12 protein-coding genes are annotated in these 16,158 nt (G+C 72.4%); 3 read left to right on the top strand and 9 right to left on the bottom strand.

Features of this window, described 5'->3' with window-relative positions:
- Positions 1-128: 128 nt before the first annotated feature.
- From ABT006_RS30630 to ABT006_RS30640, 3 genes are read right to left on the bottom strand one after another with little or no spacing between them, the layout of a single operon-like run.
- The gene (locus ABT006_RS30630) at positions 129-1,424 is read right to left on the bottom strand and encodes an ABC transporter substrate-binding protein (RefSeq protein ID WP_350711949.1); all 1,296 of its coding nucleotides are present in this window, start codon (positions 1,422-1,424) and stop codon (positions 129-131) included.
- 15 nt (positions 1,425-1,439) lie between these two features.
- Positions 1,440-2,441 (bottom strand): Gfo/Idh/MocA family protein, encoded by a 1,002-nt coding sequence (locus ABT006_RS30635; RefSeq protein ID WP_350711950.1) that lies wholly within the window; start codon positions 2,439-2,441, stop codon positions 1,440-1,442.
- A complete protein-coding gene (locus ABT006_RS30640; RefSeq protein ID WP_350711951.1) occupies positions 2,438-3,670 on the bottom strand; it encodes a M20 metallopeptidase family protein in 1,233 nt (410 codons plus the stop codon). The genes ABT006_RS30635 and ABT006_RS30640 overlap by 4 nt, the downstream gene beginning before the upstream one ends.
- 113 nt (positions 3,671-3,783) lie before the next feature.
- Between ABT006_RS30640 and ABT006_RS30645 the strand changes: the two genes are divergently transcribed.
- The 3 genes from ABT006_RS30645 to ABT006_RS30655 all read left to right on the top strand — a co-directional run bounded on the left by ABT006_RS30645 (position 3,784) and on the right by ABT006_RS30655 (position 8,246).
- Positions 3,784-4,659, top strand: coding sequence for an amidohydrolase family protein (locus ABT006_RS30645; RefSeq protein WP_350711952.1), 876 nt, complete (start codon positions 3,784-3,786; stop codon positions 4,657-4,659).
- 150 nt (positions 4,660-4,809) lie between these two features.
- On the top strand, positions 4,810-5,346 hold the full coding sequence (locus tag ABT006_RS30650; protein WP_350711953.1) for a hypothetical protein: 537 nt from the start codon (positions 4,810-4,812) through the stop codon (positions 5,344-5,346).
- Positions 5,346-8,246 (top strand): M48 family metalloprotease, encoded by a 2,901-nt coding sequence (locus tag ABT006_RS30655; protein WP_350711954.1) that lies wholly within the window; start codon positions 5,346-5,348, stop codon positions 8,244-8,246. Before ABT006_RS30650 ends, ABT006_RS30655 begins: the two co-directional genes overlap by 1 nt.
- A 52-nt stretch (positions 8,247-8,298) precedes the next feature.
- On the opposite strand, the gene ABT006_RS30660 is transcribed toward ABT006_RS30655, so the two are convergent.
- The 6 genes from ABT006_RS30660 to ABT006_RS30685 form a co-directional block, all read right to left on the bottom strand.
- A complete protein-coding gene (locus tag ABT006_RS30660) occupies positions 8,299-9,522 on the bottom strand; it encodes a multidrug effflux MFS transporter (protein WP_350711955.1) in 1,224 nt (407 codons plus the stop codon).
- Between the two features lie 266 nt (positions 9,523-9,788).
- Positions 9,789-11,159: an outer membrane protein assembly factor BamB family protein gene (locus ABT006_RS30665; protein WP_350711956.1), complete on the bottom strand. Its 1,371-nt coding sequence runs from the start codon at positions 11,157-11,159 to the stop codon at positions 9,789-9,791.
- 75 nt (positions 11,160-11,234) lie between these two features.
- On the bottom strand, positions 11,235-12,641 hold the full coding sequence (locus ABT006_RS30670) for an FAD-dependent oxidoreductase (protein WP_350711957.1): 1,407 nt from the start codon (positions 12,639-12,641) through the stop codon (positions 11,235-11,237).
- A gap of 193 nt (positions 12,642-12,834) precedes the next feature.
- On the bottom strand, positions 12,835-13,923 hold the full coding sequence (locus tag ABT006_RS30675) for a PQQ-dependent sugar dehydrogenase (RefSeq protein ID WP_350711958.1): 1,089 nt from the start codon (positions 13,921-13,923) through the stop codon (positions 12,835-12,837).
- Between the two features lie 218 nt (positions 13,924-14,141).
- Entirely contained in the window at positions 14,142-14,444 is a 303-nt protein-coding gene (locus ABT006_RS30680; protein WP_350711959.1) for a GNAT family N-acetyltransferase, read from the bottom strand.
- Positions 14,445-14,522: 78 nt separating this feature from the next.
- The gene (locus ABT006_RS30685; protein WP_350711960.1) at positions 14,523-16,106 is read right to left on the bottom strand and encodes a DHA2 family efflux MFS transporter permease subunit; all 1,584 of its coding nucleotides are present in this window, start codon (positions 16,104-16,106) and stop codon (positions 14,523-14,525) included.
- Between the last annotated feature and the right edge of the window lie 52 nt (positions 16,107-16,158).

Genomic DNA, 16,158 nt, shown 5'->3' on the forward strand with positions numbered 1-16,158 from the left:
TGGGGTGGGGGTGGGGGGGCCGAGCCCCCCGGCCGGCAGCCCCGGGGGGGGGGGGTTTGCTCGTGGGGGGTTTTCTCTCGGGGGGGGGGGGGGGGGGGGGGCGGCCGGAGCCGCCCCGCCCGGGGCGACTACTTGTTCTGCTTCTTCGTCGGGCTGCGCTCCAGGGCCTGCTGCATCTGCTCGGCCCACTTGTCGACGGTGAGCTGGCCGAGGGTGACCTGCTGCCAGCCGCGGGCCAGCGCGTCGGCCTCCGGGCCGGAGAGCATCACCCCGGCGTGCAGGGTCGGCTCCGCCACCAGTTCCTGGATCTTCTGGAAGGCCGGCGAGGAGGGCAGCAGGGCCTTGTCGACGTTCTTGTTCAGCGGCTGGCCCTTGGCGTGCTTGACCCACAGCTCGCCGTTCTCCTTGCCGGCGAGCCAGGTGATGAACGCCAGGCCGGCGTCCTTCTTCTTGCTCCACTGGGTCACCCCGTAGACGGCGCCCTCGATGCCGGAGAACTTCTGTGCCAGCGGCGCCGTCGGGTTGGCCGCCGGCCAGCGGGTCACGCCGAGCTTGTCGTCGCCGAGGGCCTTGCCGAACGCCTCCCAGTTCACCGCGTCCGAGATGATCGTCCCGGCGAAGGCGGCGCCGCCGCGCTGGAAGATGTCCGCCCCGTCGGGAAGCATCGTGATCGACGGCGCGTTCTTGTTCGCCCAGCCCTTGGTGGTGATCTCGGCCAGCTTCTCCAGCACCGAGACCAGCTTCGGGTCCTTCCAGGACAGGCTGCCCGCGAGCAACCCGCGGATGTCGTCCTCGCTCAGGTAGCTGCGGGCGATCTCCGGGAAGTCCCAGTAGGCCGGGAACGTGCCGGACAGGCCCAGGGCGAGGCAGGTCTTCCCCGTCTTGGCGACCGCGTCGCAGGCCGCGCCGAACTCGTCCCAGGTCGCCGGGGGCCGCTCCGGGTCCAGCCCGGCGGCCTTCAGCACGTCCTTGTTGTAGTAGAGGACGTTGCCCTGGTACGAGAAGGGCACGCCGTAGCAGGGCTTGCTGGTGTCGAAGCCCTCGCAGGCTCCGCTGTAGGTGACGAGGTCCTTGTTGATCTCGGCGGCCTTGTCGCCCAGCGGCACGTACGCACCGCGCCGGTCGAACAGCTCCAGGCCGGCGTTGTTGGCCATCACGTCCGGCCCCGACTGCGAGGTGATGTACGGGCCCTGCACCTCGGGGTACTTGTCGAACGGCACCGACTGCATCTCGAGCTTGATGTCCGGGTGGCTGGCCTCGAAGCTGGTCTTGACCTGCTTCCAGTACTCGGTGCCACCCGGCTCCCAGGTCAGCACCTTCAGGGTGACCGGGCCGCCCGCGGCGTCGTCGCCACCGCAGCCGGTCAGCAGCGCGGCGGCGGCCACGCCCGCGGCGACGAGACCGGCCAATCTACGTCGATTCATCGGCAGAAGCTCCTGTCAGCGAGGGGGATGAGGGATGCGGCGGACGGCGCCGTCGGCGGCGGCGCTGTCGACCACGGCGGCGGCGATCTGGACCACGTGCAGTCCGTCGGCCAGGGGAACGACCGGGGACGCGTCGCTGCCGTCGGCCTGGCGGAGGAAGTGCCGGAGCTCGGCGGCGAGCGCGCCGCCGCCGTCGACCGGGGAGAGCAGCCAGTCCGGCGCCTCGGTCTGCTCGGCCTGCACCAGCACCGTGGGATGTCCGAGGTCGACGTGACCGACCCCGTCGGTGCCGTACACCTCGACCAGGTCGGAGGTGTGGTTGGGGGTGTGTTCGGGCAGGAGGTAGCTGTTGCGGATCGACGACACGACGTCGTTGGCGTGTCGGAGCTCCGCCCAGACCAGGACCGGCGTCGCCGATCCCGGTAGGGTCCGGGCCGCCGCGCGCACCTCGACCACCGGCGCTGCCGCGTACCAGAGCGCCAGGTCGATGTCGTGCACCGCGGTCAGCAGTGCGGGATGGTCGTTCGGAAAGAGCCGGGTCAGGAAGCGGGGACGGTCCCGGCGCGAGGAGACGGCCAGCACCCGGCCCAGGCGGCCCTCGCGGACCGCGTCGTGCAGCGCCCGGTGGGCGGGGCTGTGCCGCAGGATGTGCCCCGGCTGGCAGAGCACCCCGTGCGCCTCGGCGGCCTCGACGATCGCCGTGGCGTCGGCGACCGTCGCGGCCAGCGGCTTCTCGACCAGCACGGGAATCCCGGCGGCGATCAGTGCGACCGCGACGGCGCGGTGCGCCGGCCCGGGCACGCACACGGAGGCGACATCCGGCGCCGCCTGCGCGAGCAGGGCCGCGACGGAATCGAACGTACGCGGGATGCCGTGCTGGACGGCGACCCGCTCCCGGGTGGCGGTGTCCGGGTCGACCAGCGCGTCCACCCGGACACCGAGCGACTGGTACGCGGCGACGTGCCGGGCGCCGAACGCGCCCGCCCCGACCACGGCCACCCGCGGCCCGGCGCTCACCGGGCCACCGCCTCGGCCGGCGTCGCCGCGGTGCCCGCGCCGGCGGCCGGGGCCGGTGCCTCCTCCGCGAGCCGACCGTCGAGGACCGCCCGGGTGAGGCGCTCCAGGGCGTCGACCCCCGTCGCGAGGCACCGCTCGTCGACGTCGAACGCGCCGGAGTGCAGCGGCGCGCCGCCGCGTTCGCCGGTGACCCCGAGCTTGACGTACAGGCTCGGGCCGAGCGCGCCCAGCAGGGCGAAGTCGTCGGTGGTCAGGGGCGGTACCGGCAGGTCGACGACGTCGACGTGCCCCGACAGCTCGGCGTGCGCGAGAGCCACCACCTCCGGGGCGTTGCGCACCGCCGGCATCTCGTTGGCCCAGGTGAACCGTACGCCGAGGTCGAGCGCGGCGGCCTGCTGGCGGGCGACGCGTTCGATGACCTCCTTCAGCCGCTCCCGCACGACGGGGTCGTGGGTACGCAGCGTCCCGGTGGCCTCGGCCCGCTCGGCGACCTGACTCTGGCTCGCTCCCCCGGCGATCGTGCCGATGTTGAAGGCGACCAGTTCGTCGGGGTTGCGGGACCGGGAGACGGCGGCGTGCAACGTGGACACCATGGCGGTCAGGCCGAGGATGGCGTCCCGGCCCAGCGCCGGGGTGGCGGCGTGCGCGGCCCGCCCGAGCACCTCGACGCGGAACGCGTCCTTGGCCGCCATCGCGGTCGCCCGGTCGATCCCCACCGCTCCCGCGGGCAGGTCGGGCCAGCAGTGCAGCCCGAGCACGGCGTCGAACCGGCGGGCGCGGAACGCCTCGTCGGCCAGGACCGCGGCGGCTCCCGAGTCGGCGCCGAACGGGATCTCCTCGGCCGGCTGGAACAGCACGGTCACCGCGCCCCGGGCGGGTGGGTCCGCGGCGAGCCGGGCGGCGACCCCGTAGGCGACGGTCATGTGCACGTCGTGCCCGCAGGCGTGGCACACGCCCGGATTGCGGGAGGCGTACGGCTCCTGCTTGCTGTCCTGCACGGGATAGGCGTCCATATCGGCCCGAAGAAGGACCGTCGGCCCCGGGGCACCACCGTCGATCTCCAGGACGACGCCGGTGTCGGCAATTCCGGTGCGAATCCGGCCGAGTGGCCCGAGCAGGCGCTCCAGGGTAGCTGCGGTCTGCCGCTCCGTGAACCGCAGCTCGGGGTGCCGGTGAAGCTGACGCCGCAGCCGTACCAGCTCATCAACCTCGTCGCCTGGCAGCGTCACCCGGCTCACTCCTCGCTCGCGCCAACGTAATCCGGACCTAATTGAGACAAGAACCTAAGTCAGGGGTGTCTCCGCGTCAATGGCCAGGCGAAATTTGAGTTAGGGTCCGAACCATGCGACGCGCCGACGCCCACCTGCACCTGTTCGCCGCCGGCTACCCCGGCCGCTACGGCCGCTCCCCCGCCGGCGGCGACGAACTGGCCGTCTACCAAGGCCTACGCCGCGAACACGGCATCGTCCGGTCGCTGGTGATCGGCTACGAAGGCGAGGCCGGCTTCGCCGGGAACAACCGCCATCTGGCCTCCCTCGCCGCCGCGCACGACTGGATCGCCCCGGTCGCCTACGTCCCACCAGATGGACCAACCGACGGAGACTCGCTCAACCGCTGGTGGTCGGCGGGCTTCGTGGGCATCGCCGCCTACCTGGCCGACCCGGCCTCGGCGGACCGCTTCGGCGGCTGGCTGGCAGGCAGCGCGGCGGCGCTGAACAGCACCGCCGCGCTGCTCAGCCTGAACGCCACACCCGCCGCGACCGACCGGCTCGGCCCGGCCCTCGCCGCCCTGGACGGGTGCACGATCCTGTTCAGCCACCTCGGGCTGCCCGGCACGCAGCCCGTGGTGCCCACCGGCGACGAGGCGCGGGAGATCCTCACGCCCCTCACCCACCTGGCGCGGCTACCCCACGTCGGAGTCAAGATCTCCGGGCTGTACGCCGTCAGCGAGCCCTCCCACGGCTACCCGCACGAGGCAGCACGACCGTTCGTCGAGCTGCTCCTGACGCACTTCGGCACCCGGCGCCTGTACTGGGGTTCGGACTTCCCGCCCAGCCTCGACCACGTGTCGTTCGCACAGACCCTGCACCCGGTCGGTCTCGACGAAATCTCCGTCGCCGAACGGGACGACGTCCTCGGCGCCAACCTCCTGCGTGCCCTGGACCAACGCGCCGCCGCGGTGCCCACCGGCCGCCCCGCCGCCGATCGGCAGACGTAGAACCAGAACGGTCCGCACATCCGCATCATCATTCCGCCAGGAGCTCCCACCCGCTCCCGGGACCTGCCGGCGAGTGGCACCGTGCAGATATACATGCACATGTGCCCATGTTTGTTGGCGCCCGACTTCCGGGCGGTGCGGGGAGGTGCGGTGACCACGACTGAGGAGCAGGGCGCGGCCGGCGGGGTCACGGTGCGCGAGGTGGTCCGGGACGTGGTGGCTTCGGTCGCCCAGGAGGAGTTGCCTCTGGTGGACGGGCTGTTCGCGTTCGACGACGCCACGGTGGTGCGGCGCCTGGGCGCCCGGGGCGGGCGGCGTGAGCCGTTGGGATTCGGGTGGGGCGAGGTCGTGGCGTTGGCGACCCCGGTGGTGTGGCTGGTCGTGCAGCAGCTCGCCGACCGGGCTGCCGCGTCGGCCGTGGATGGCGCGGCCAAGGGGACGAGAGCCATGCTGCGCAAGGTCTTCCGCCGGCGGGCCGCGCCCGTGGAGGTCCCTGCGTTGACCCGCGAGCAACTCGGCGAGGTACGGCAGCGGGTGTTGGAGGTCGCCGTGCAGCGGGGCCTGGACGACGAGCGGGCCACGGCGATCGCCGACGCGCTGGTGACCCGGCTGGCGCTGACCGCGCCGGTGACACCCGTGCCGGAGCCCGTGAGCCCGGACAGGCCCGGGCCCGGGGACAGGGCGTGATGGTCGCCGAGCCTGCCCGGTCGCGGGTCGACGAGCGGGCGATGGGTGCCGGTACGACCGTGCGGTTCGTGCTGCTGGTGGTCTTGCTGCTGGTCAGCAGCGCGACCATGACGGCCAACGTCACCGCGTGGCTCTCCGACACCGACGGCGTGGAGGGCTTCGCCTGTCTGCTCGCCACCGGGATGGATCCCAACGATGCCTACAGCGCGGCCGGCGAGGCCAGCTTCATGGCCAACGTGGATGCCTACGAGGCGTGCATCGCCCGCCATGAGCGACCGCTGCCGTGGTGGATCCGCCTGGCGTGGCCGGCTCTGCTGGTGGTGTCGGCCAGCGTGCTGTTCTGGTGCCTGCATCTCTGGAAGGCGCGGCGTGGCCGGGTCGTCCCGCTGACGGCGATCGACCGTGACGGCGAGATCCTGCGCACCGTGGAGAGTCTGGCGGCGTCGGCTGGTCTGGCCCGTACGCCGAATGTCGTCGTGGATCCGGCGGCGGCCTCGGCCGGGGCGGTGGTGTTCGGCCGCAACCGCCGGCCGACGGTGCGCCTGCACGGTGGGCTGCTCGCCCGCAGGGCCACCGATCCGGAGGCGTTCCGGGCGGTGCTGCTGCACGAGTTCGCCCACATCCGCAACGGTGACGTCACCCTCGCCTACGCCACCGTCGCGGTGTGGCGGGTGTTCCTGGCAGTGGTGCTCCTCCCCTACGTCGTGTGGTGGATCATCGCGTTCCCGGGTGGGCCGTGGTCGCCGGAGTGGCCCGGTGCGGTGCCGTTGGCGACACGTAGCCTCGTGCTGGCGGCCTTCCTGGTGGCGCTGATCTATCTCGCGCGGTCGGACGTGTTGCGCAGCCGGGAGATCTACGCCGATCTGGCCGCGGCGCGGTGGGGTGCCGACCCCCGCCCCTGGGCGGTGGCGACCCCGGGCCCGCCCGAGGGGAGACTGAGGCGGCTGGGCGCCTCGTTCGTCGAGCTGTGGCGCACCCATCCGCGATGGGATCTGCGCCGGGAGGCGCTGGACGATCCGGCGGTGCTGTTCGGTCTGCGGTCGCTGCCGATGTTCCTGACCGGGGCCGCCGCGACTCTGATCAACTCCCAGGTGCGGTTGTACCTGAGCATGTCCGATCTGACCCGCCCGTGGCTCGGCCAGGTGACGGCTGTCGCCGCGGCGGGGCTGGTCACCGGGCTGGTGGGGGTCGCCCTGTGGCGGGCCGTGGCCCACGCCGTGCTCACCGGACGGCGTGTGCCCTCCGGCCTGCGGGCAGGGCTGTGGCTGGGAACGGGGATGATGGCCGGCGAGCTGGTGCTGAACGACATCGTGCTCACCGAGTGGCTGCCCCAACGCCCCGCGATCCTGGTGCTGGTGGTCTTCGCCGGGGCGGCGTTCACCTGGTGGGTCGCGCAGTGCGCCCACCTGTGGCTCAGGGCATGGCCGGGCCGGTCGATCCGACCGGTGATGCTGGCGGGGTTGGCATCCGCGTGCCTTGTGTTGTCGGCATGGTTCACGTGGTGGCGCGAGTGGGGCTCTCAGTACCTGAACGGGCCGCCGTTCGACACGCGTGCGCTGCTGGCGCGTGACTACCCCGGCGAGGTGGCCGACCATCCTGCCGCGGCCAGCGTGATCGGCATCGTCCACCCGCTGTTGCACAGCCTGGACCAGCCCCTCGTCCTACCGATGGTCGCGGCCCTGTGGGCCGTGCCGCTGCTGGCCTGGACGAGCCGACGGGCTACGGCCACGCTCCGCTGGGTGCCCGGTGCGCTGCGGGAGCCGGCTGCGGCGGAGCCACCTGTGGAGCTGCCGCCGCTGCGAGGGATGCTCGGAGTCGCGGCGCTGGGCGGGGTGTCGGGCTGGGTGGCCGTCGCGGGCGCGGCGGCGTACATGCATTCCTGGCAACCACCGCGTGGGCAGCGGGGCGGCCTGTACCTCTGGATCTACGAGGGGTGGGTGTTGGTGGCCCTGGTGACGGCGGCCACGGCAGCCGCCGTCGCCGCGAGCGTGGTCGCGAGTCGCCACCGGCTGCTCATCGCGATCATCACCGCCGAGCTCGCGGCGTTGATCGGCCTCGGCGGGTGGTTCGTCCTCCTGTCCGTCGACGGGTGCGTTCCGCTGCTGAACACCCTGGCGTCGTCCTGCCAGTGGCGTCCGGCCGCGGCCTGGCCGCTGGTCCAGCTTCTCGCGGGCCAGGTTCTCGTGGTCGCCGCGGTCACGGCCGTCATCGCGGCCGCAACCGTTTCCGCGATCCGCCGGGTGTGGACGTCTGGAGGGCACCACGCCGCCGAAGCGCGTCCGGCGCGGGAAGGACGGGGCGGGCTGGTCGCCCGACGGCTGTGCGTCGGTGTGTTGTGCGCCGCCGCGGTGGGGGTCACCGTGCTGGGGGAAGCGAGCCTGCTGGACATGGAGCGCTCCTCGAAACGTGAGGCCGCGGCCAACGTGCAGCTCATGGTGCCCGTTGGTGAGCCGCCGGCGGTGTCCGCCGAGACAAGAGCCATGCAGGTGCTCGCGTGGAAGAACCTCGGCGCAGGGGACCTGGTGAGGCGCTACGCCGATGCCCTCGAACGCCTCGGTACGGCGCAGATCCAGGCCGCGGACGCCGCAGACGCCGCGAACAGCGCACGCGCCGAGATCGATCCCGCCACGTTCCGGCCGATCTGTGCCGACATCGGTCAGGTCGCGCGGGACGCCGACCGCTACTTCCGGGTGCCCGACCCTCAGGGCCAGGTGCTCTGGCGCAGGTTCATCGAACAAGCGGCAAAGGGCAGTCAGGAGTGCCAACAATCGCTGGACCAGGAGGATGCCGCCCTCTTCACGGCCTCAGACGACAGCATCAACAAGGCCAGCGACGCCCTCACGTCGCTGCTCGACCGGACCGACGCGGTGCTGCGAGACGGCGGCCTGAAGGGCCCGTGACAGCGCCGGGCGGCGCCACGACCGCCGCCCGGCCACGAAACACGGCAGCTCCTCAGTGCGCTGCCACGACCACCGCCGCCGGTTCCAGTTCGGCGAGCCGGGACGGCCGCACGACCACGAGCAGGACCACCATCGCCGCCACCATGCCGCCCGCGACCACGAGGGCCATGGCGACCGCGCCCGTGCCCAGCACACCCACCAGGGGCGCGGCCAGCGCGCCGACGCCGAACTGCACCGCGCCGAGCAGGGCCGATGCCGTACCGGCCGCTTCCCCGTGCCGGGACAGGGCCAGGGCCGGCGCGTTCGGCATCGCAAGCCCCGCCGCGGCGAGCACCACCCACAACGACGCCAGCAGGCTCGGCAGACCGCCGAGCCCCGTCGCGGCGAAGGCGAGCAGCGCCACACCGGCGCCCGTTCCCACAGCCAGGGCGACGACGAGGATCCGCTGCGGCGAATAGCGGCGCAGCAGCCGTACGTTGAACTGCGTCGCCGCGATCAGCCCCACCGCGCCCGCGCCGAAGGCCAGCCCGAACTGCTGCTCGTCCAGCCCGTACTGCTCCTGCAGGACGAACGACGACCCGGCCACGTACGCGAACAACGCCGCCATGGCGAGCCCGGCGACCAGGACGAGGCCCACGAACGTGCGGTCCCGCAGCAGCGAGCCGTACACGACAACCGTCGCGACCACCCCGCCGCGCTGGCGCCGGTCCGTCGGCAGCGTCTCGCGCAGCCCGAGCGCGGCGACCACGACGAGCAGCGCCCCGAGGACCGCCAGGGCCACGAACACGCCGCGCCAGTCCGTCCAGCGCAGCAACCCGCCGCCGAGGGTCGGGGCGAGGATCGGCGCCGCCCCCATGACCAGCAGCAGCCGGGAGAGCAGCGTGGCGAAGGCCGCGCCGCTGAACAGGTCGCGGACCACGGCCATCGCGACCACCGAGGCCGCCGCCACGCCGAGGCCCTGCACCACCCGCAACACACCGAGTACCGCGATGTTCGGTGCGAGGACGCAGAGCACCGACGCCACGACGTGCAGCGCGATACCGGCGATCAGCGGCACGCGCCGCCCGACGGCGTCGGACAGCGGGCCGATCAGCAACTGGCCGACGGCGAGGCCCGCCAGCGTGCCGGTGAGGGTGAGTTGGACCGCCGCCGACGTGGTCTGGAAATCCGCGACGATCGCGGGCAGCGCGGGCAGGTACATGTCGATGGTCAGCGGACCCACCGCGATCAGCGACCCGAGCACGAGGACGAGCCGCAGGCGTTGCCCTGCGCTCATCAGGTCACCCGGCGTCCCCGAGGCAGCGGGACCAGCGGGAGTATCGACGGTAGCGGTCATCGGATCGTTTCCGACCGGTCGACCCGCAGCCGCGGGGACTGTGCAGAAGTCATAACTGGCTCCAAATCCCGATCCGGGTGATCTCATTCCCCGGCGGACCAGGACGCAACGAAGATCACACAGCGGCCTCTCTGCTCGGCGGCCAACCAGCAGAGACCGGACGTCGCCTACCAGATGAACGAACGCGGCCAGCCGGACGGACCGGTTCAGAACGTGTGCAGGTCCAGGATGATCCCGTCCGATCCCCCGGAATGGCTCACCGCGACCCAGTCGTCTCCGGCGCCAGCGAGCCAACCGGGGTAACGGCCGAGCTGGCGGCCGGTCGGCACGTCGTAAACGATCACGAACGGCCGGTGGCCCGTCGCGCCGCTGACCGCCACGAGCCGTCCGGTCACGGTCGACCGCCAACTCGCCGACCCACCGGAGAGCCCCGGATCCGGCGCGGTCCACCGCGACGCGCCGGTGGTCATGTCGAGCAGCTCCAGCTCACCCTCGTCGGCGCTGCGCCGCACCAGCACGGACCGGTCGTCCCCGTCGATCGGTACGCCGGCGGTGGCGGCCTCCCACTCCGCCTTGCCGTTGCGCAGGTCCACCAACTGTGGCCGGCCGGCCGCGCTGACCGCGACGAGCCGGGTGCCGGCCCCGATCAGGACCAGCCCGCTCTGATGGTTCGTCAACCGCTTGACGCACTCACCATCCTCGCTTCGCCCGCTGAAGACCTCACCGGACCAGCCTCTGGCACCGGTCGCCGCGTTGACGGTGTCGATGCTGACGGTGCACTGCCGATCACCCCGGGGTGGATCGTTGTCGGTGGTCACGAGCAGGTCGCCTGCGACGAAGCCGTACCAGGCCCGGCTCGGCAACCGCCCGGCCCCGGCCTTGCCGGTGGTGGTCGCAACTGCCGTGTAGGTAGGGGCGGACGCGCTCAGCCGCACCGCCACGTACCGCCCGGTGGGCGGGGCATACGGAATACGCGCACCGAGCGCGACGTCGGTCACCCGGGCGAACCGGTCGGCGGCCAGTTTCCAGAGCTGACGGCCGTCCCGGATGTCCCGGGCAATGACCACGCACTTCGCCGACTGCCCTGTGCCCACGCACTCCTTGTTGTAGACGACCTGTTGCTGGACGATGACGTCCTGGGTGTCCTCGGCCCGCCAGCGGGTGGCGCCGGTGACCGCGTCGAGCACCTCCAGCGGTCCTCCGTCGCTGGCGCTCGCGACGATCAGACCGTCGGTGACCGCGTACTGATAGCTCGTCGGGAACGGATGGCGCCACCGTTCCTGCCCGGTGGACCGGTCCACCGCCCGGAGTTCCCGCTCGTCGGGCACGACGATCAGCTGGCCGATCTGCGCCAGCTGATCGACGAGCCGGTTGACCGACACCGACCAGACCGGGTCGGGGCCCTCCTGCCCCGGCCGGCTGCCCCGGCCCCGTAGGGTCTCCTGGCTCGCCTCGACCTGCGGCGCAGGCTGCTCCGGCGGCTCCGCCCGAGGCCCGGCGCACGCGGCGAGCCCGAGGACCAGGCTCAGGGCCGCTCCGGCAAGGCTCCATCGGGGCAGGCGGTACGACGGTGACAACGGTCTCTCCCTCGATCGGCGGCGAAGGCCCCACCGTAGGACCCGCCCGCACCCGGAGAAGGCGTGACGCCGGAACTACCGGAAGGTGGCGCGGTCAGGGTGCCTACGGTTGGCGCGCAGGGCGGCCAGCACCACGCCCGGTGTGGCCAGCGACCTCGGATGCGCACGCATGGAGACGACCTCGTTGAACCGCCGCGCGACCGCCACGTCCGTGACGGTCGCCGTGACGATCTGCCGGCTGACCCAACTCGAGAAGCGGTGGCCGCGCGGGTAGGGCCCGTCGACGTGCGGCAGGGCCAGGTCGGCGGAGGTGGACGTCGACCACGCGGCGTCGACCACGACCCTCTGCCAGTCGAAGAACCGGCGCGCGGGCAGGCCCGGATCCGGCCGTGACCGCAGGTACACCGACAGGCAGGCCGCGTGCAGGGCCGCCGCCGTCATTCCCTGCCCGTACACCGGGTTGAACGACGCGACCGCGTCGCCGACGCTCACCAGCCGGGCCGGGAACCGCTTGAGCGCGTGGAAGTCCCGCCGCCGGCTGTCGGCATGGCGGTAGGTCCGGACGTCGCCGAGCATCTCGTTCCCGGCGACGTCACCGAACTCCGGTGGGAACTGGTCCCGCAGCCGCCGCACGAAATCCTCGGCGGTGCTTCCCGGGCGGTTGTCGCCGTACCCGGCCATCATCGCCATCCACCGGCCGTCCTCGACGGCGAAGACCGCGGCTCCGGCCACGTCCGGCGACGTCCCCGGACTGTGCAGCGCCATGACGACCGTGAGGTCGGGATCCGTCTCCGGGCGTCGGAACAGGGCCGTGGCGTAGTTCAGGTTCACGGTCATCCGCCGCGTGACGGGGCGGTCCCAGCCGGCATGCTCCAGCCACTCGGACAGCCTGCTCGAACGCCCCATGGCGTCCACCACGAAGTCGCCGCTCTCGACGCCGGGCACCCCGCCGACGTCGCAGCGGACGCCGGTGGCCGCGCCACCGTCGAGCACGAGACCCGTGGCGCGGGCGACGACCGTCTTCACGTTGGGCAGTCGAAGCACCTGCTGACGGATCAGGCCCTCCAGCAGCGGTCGGGTGCCCGCCAGGCTGTCGGCGTCGTCGGGCACGACAACCTTCAGCCGGCCGTCGAGGTAGGCGCGTCTGGTCCCGGGGGGAGCCTCGACCGCTCCCTGGGCCAGCGCCTGTTCGCGGAAGCCGGGAAACAGGCGTTCGAGCTGGAGGAAGCCACCGGGCAGCAGCGCGTGCAACTGCGTCCCCTGTGGCACGCCCCGCCGACCGCCGGTCAGATGCAGGTCGTCCCGGTCGACGACAACGACGCTCTCCGCGTGGTCGGACAACACCCGGGCGGCCAGCAGGCCGGCGACACTGCCGCCGACCACGACGGCCCTGCCCATGACCGGAGACTGCCGGGCGGCTGGTCGCACGGCGTTCAACGCGGCGAAGACCTTCGTCGGGGAGAGGGGCATCGTGCTCTCCATGGGGGTACGAGAGGTGCCGCGCACGCGCCTGCCGAGCGGGCTGCGCGTACGCGGCCCCACGGGGCGGACCGGCCGACATGACGCTCGTCGATCGTCGCACAGGCAGCGGGCGCCGCCCCGGCAGGTCGCCCACCAACCGGTCCTCGGTGCGCCTGCGCGACCGACGACGCGTGCCCGGGTCGGGGCGCGGGCGTCACCGCCACCAGGAGCGCGGCGGGAACCGCAGGATCCGGTCGTCGCCTGCCGCGGGAACGCCCCGGCCGTCACGGTTGCTGGTCGTCACCCAGAGGGAGCCGTCCGGTGCGTACGCGACGGCACGCAGCCGGCCGTAGGTGCCGACGAGTTGCGCGGTGGGCGTGCCGGCCCCGTCGAGCGGTACGACCCACAGCCGGGCGCCGCGCAGGGCCGCGACGTAGAGCGTCCTGCCCACGATCACCGCGCCGCTGGGCGACGCCTCGGCGGGCGTCCACGTCACGATCGGGTCGCGGAAGCGCGGGTCGCCGGCCACTCCCTCCACCACCGGCCAGCCGTAGTTGCCGCCCGGCACGATGCGATTGACCTCGTCAAAGCGGCTCGAACCGAACTCGGTCGCGTAGAGCCGACCCCGCCAGTCCCAGGCCAGGCCCTGCACGTTGCGGTGGCCGAGGCTGTAGACCAGGGACCCGGCGGTCGGGTTGCTCCACGGCACGGTGCCGTCCGGCCGCATCCGCAGGATCTTGCCGTTGCGGTGCGACGGGTCCTGGGCGGTGGCCGGCTGCCCGGCGTCGCCGACGCCCGCGTAGAGCATCCCGTCGGGGCCGAACGCGATGCGCCCGCCGTTGTGCGCGCCGGACCGGGCGAGCCCGGTGAGAACCGGCTGCTGGACCTGCGGCGCGGTGAGCCGGAAGCGGACGATCCGGTTGTCGACGCTGGAGGTGAAGTACACGTACACGAATCCGTCGGTGCGGTAGCGGGGCGAGACGGTCAGCCCGAGCAGCCCGGCCTCTCCCGTCGCGACGACCCCCGAGATCTGCGCGACCTGCTGCGGGGCCGACCCGCGGCGTACCCGCAGGACCCGCCCGCTGTTCCGCTCGGTGACGAGCGCACTGCCGTCGGGCAGGAAGTCCAGCCCCCACGGCGCTTCGAGGCCGGTGGCGACGGTCTCCGGCCGGGTGAAGTCGAACCCGCGCCAGCCGAATCCGCGCTCGCCGCTGGGCGCGTGAGCGGTCGCCGTGGCGGGCGGCCCGGCGACGCTGACGCAGACGACGAGGGCGATACCGGCGACAACGCTGCGTCTTCTCATGGCGTACCCCGGGGTCTTCGACACACGCCAGTTGATGCCGGCGTCGCCCGCCAGGGACAGGCGAGCGCGACACCACTCTCCTCGTCCCGCCGTCTCGGGACCGTCACCGCGACGCCCGCCACAGAGACGCCGGATGTGCGGCCGTCAGGCGACGCGCCGGGACGGACCCCAGCCCGCGGGCGGTCTCGCTCGGCTGTCGGCGACGTGACCCGGGCCCGCTACTTCACCTTGCGCGTCGACCGGGTCACGATGGCGTCGTACTCGGGGTGCTTCTCCAGCCATCCGCTGAGGTACGGGCAGATGGGCACCACGGTCCGGCCTCTGGCGCGGGCGTCGTCCATCACCGCTCGGGCCAGGGTCGATGCCACTCCCCGGCCCTCGAACTCCGCGTCGACCTTGGTGTGGGTGTAGGCGATGATGGTGCCGGTCAGTTGGTAGGTGACGACACCGGCCAGCGCTCCGGTCTCGTCCCGCGCCTCGAACCGCTCCCGCTCCGGCGCGTCTGTCACGGTGAACTGCATCAAGCCATCCAATCACGGAGCGGTCCACGGACCGGGCGGGGCCGCCGGGGTGTGCCCGACGGCCCCGCCCGGCGCGGGTCAGTGCAGGAGGACGGGAACCTTCTCCTGCTCCGCCTGCTGACCGTCGAGCAGGTGCGACGGCTCGCGCCGACGGGGCAGGAACACGGCCGGGATGAACGTGGCCAGCACCAGCGCGAACCCGACCCAGAACGTGTTCGCGAACGCACCGGCGGCAAAGTCGAGGCCACGGTCGATGAGCGACGGGTCGACCGGGAACTGCTGGGCCAGCTCCGGCTGCTGCTGGACGGCGGTGGCGAGGCCGGCTTCGGTCACCGGCTCGCCGCTCGGGTCGGTCACGCCGGGGATCGGCCGCGAGCCGTTCAGCTCGCTGGTGAGGATCACCGACATCACCGCGGCGCCGACGGACCCGCCGATCTGCTGGAGGATGTTGACCAGCGTGGAGCCGCGGGCGACCTCGTGGGCGCTGAGAGTCTTCAGCGCCGAGGTCATGATCGGCATCATGGTGCCGCCCATGCCGAGGCCCATGACGAACAGCGACCCGCAGAGCAGCCAGTACGACGTGTCCGGGCCGAGCTGGGTGAAGGTGAAGAACCCGGCGGCGATGAGCACCAGCGCGAACGGCACCGTGCGACCGACGGGCACCCGGTCGGCCAGCATTCCGGCCACCGGCATCGTCATCATCGCGCCGATGCCCTGCGGCGCTATCAGCAGGCCGGCGGCCAGCGTCGACTCGCCGCGGACCAGCAGGAAGTAGCTCGGGAACAGAATGCCGGCGCCCATGAACGCGATGATGAACACGAACATGGTCACCGACGCGATGGTCAGGTTGCGGTTGGCGAACAGCCGCAGGTCGAGCAGGGGGTGCCGGGGCTTGAAGGAGTAGAGGACGAACGCGACGACGAGCACTCCGCCGACCAGCATGGGCGCCCACACCTCGGGGTCGGCGAAGGTGCCTGCCTCAGGCAGCGTGGAGACGCCGTAGAGGAAGAGCGCGAGCCCCGGCGAGAGCATCAGCATGCCGACGAAGTCGAACGACTCGGAAGGCTCGGGGGCGTCCTTCGGCAGCGCCAGCGCGGCGTAGACGAGCGCGACGGCGCCGATCGGCAGGTTGATCAGGAAGATCCAGTGCCAGCTCGCCGTGTCGATCAACCAGCCGCCGAGGATCGGACCACCGATGGGCCCGAGCAGCATCGGGATGCCGAGGACAGCCATCAGCCGGCCGATCCGGTGGGGTCCGGCCGCCCGGGTCATGATCGTCATCCCGATGGGCATGAGCATGCCGCCGCCGAGGCCCTGCAGCACGCGGTAGCCGATCAACTGCCCGATCGTGTCGGCGGTGGCGCACAGCACGGACCCGATCGTGAACAGGGCCAGCGCGATCATGTAGAGCCGCTTGGTGCCGAACCGGTCGGCGGCCCAGCCGCTGAGCGGGATCACGGTGGCCAGCGCGAGCGTGTAGGCGGTCATCGTCCAGGCGACCTGGGCGTAGGACGCGTCGAACTCGCGTTGGAAGGTCGGCAGGGCGACGCTGACGACCGTCACGTCGAGGATCGACATGATCGCGCCGAGGACGACGACCCCTGCCACCTTGAGGACTGCGGCGTCGAGTTTGTCTGAGGTCGCGATGGATTGCTGTGTCACAAAGTCTCCTGATCCCCGTTGGGCCAGCGGGAGCTGGCCAGGCGCCGATCGG

The organism is Micromonospora sp. NPDC002717 (assembly GCF_040295705.1).
GTDB lineage: Bacteria > Actinomycetota > Actinomycetes > Mycobacteriales > Micromonosporaceae > Micromonospora.

What these genes read in the sequence shown, in the direction of transcription:
- ABT006_RS30660 (WP_350711955.1), bottom strand. Translation starts at nt 9,522, where the DNA reads ATGAGCGCAGGGCAACGCCTGCGGCTCGTCCTCGTGCTCGGGTCGCTG.
- ABT006_RS30675 (WP_350711958.1), bottom strand. Translation starts at nt 13,923, where the DNA reads ATGAGAAGACGCAGCGTTGTCGCCGGTATCGCCCTCGTCGTCTGCGTC.
- ABT006_RS30680 (WP_350711959.1), bottom strand. Translation starts at nt 14,444, where the DNA reads ATGCAGTTCACCGTGACAGACGCGCCGGAGCGGGAGCGGTTCGAGGCG.
- ABT006_RS30630 (WP_350711949.1), bottom strand. Translation starts at nt 1,424, where the DNA reads ATGAATCGACGTAGATTGGCCGGTCTCGTCGCCGCGGGCGTGGCCGCC.
- ABT006_RS30655 (WP_350711954.1), top strand. Translation starts at nt 5,346, where the DNA reads ATGGTCGCCGAGCCTGCCCGGTCGCGGGTCGACGAGCGGGCGATGGGT.
- ABT006_RS30645 (WP_350711952.1), top strand. Translation starts at nt 3,784, where the DNA reads ATGCGACGCGCCGACGCCCACCTGCACCTGTTCGCCGCCGGCTACCCC.
- ABT006_RS30670 (WP_350711957.1), bottom strand. Translation starts at nt 12,641, where the DNA reads ATGGAGAGCACGATGCCCCTCTCCCCGACGAAGGTCTTCGCCGCGTTG.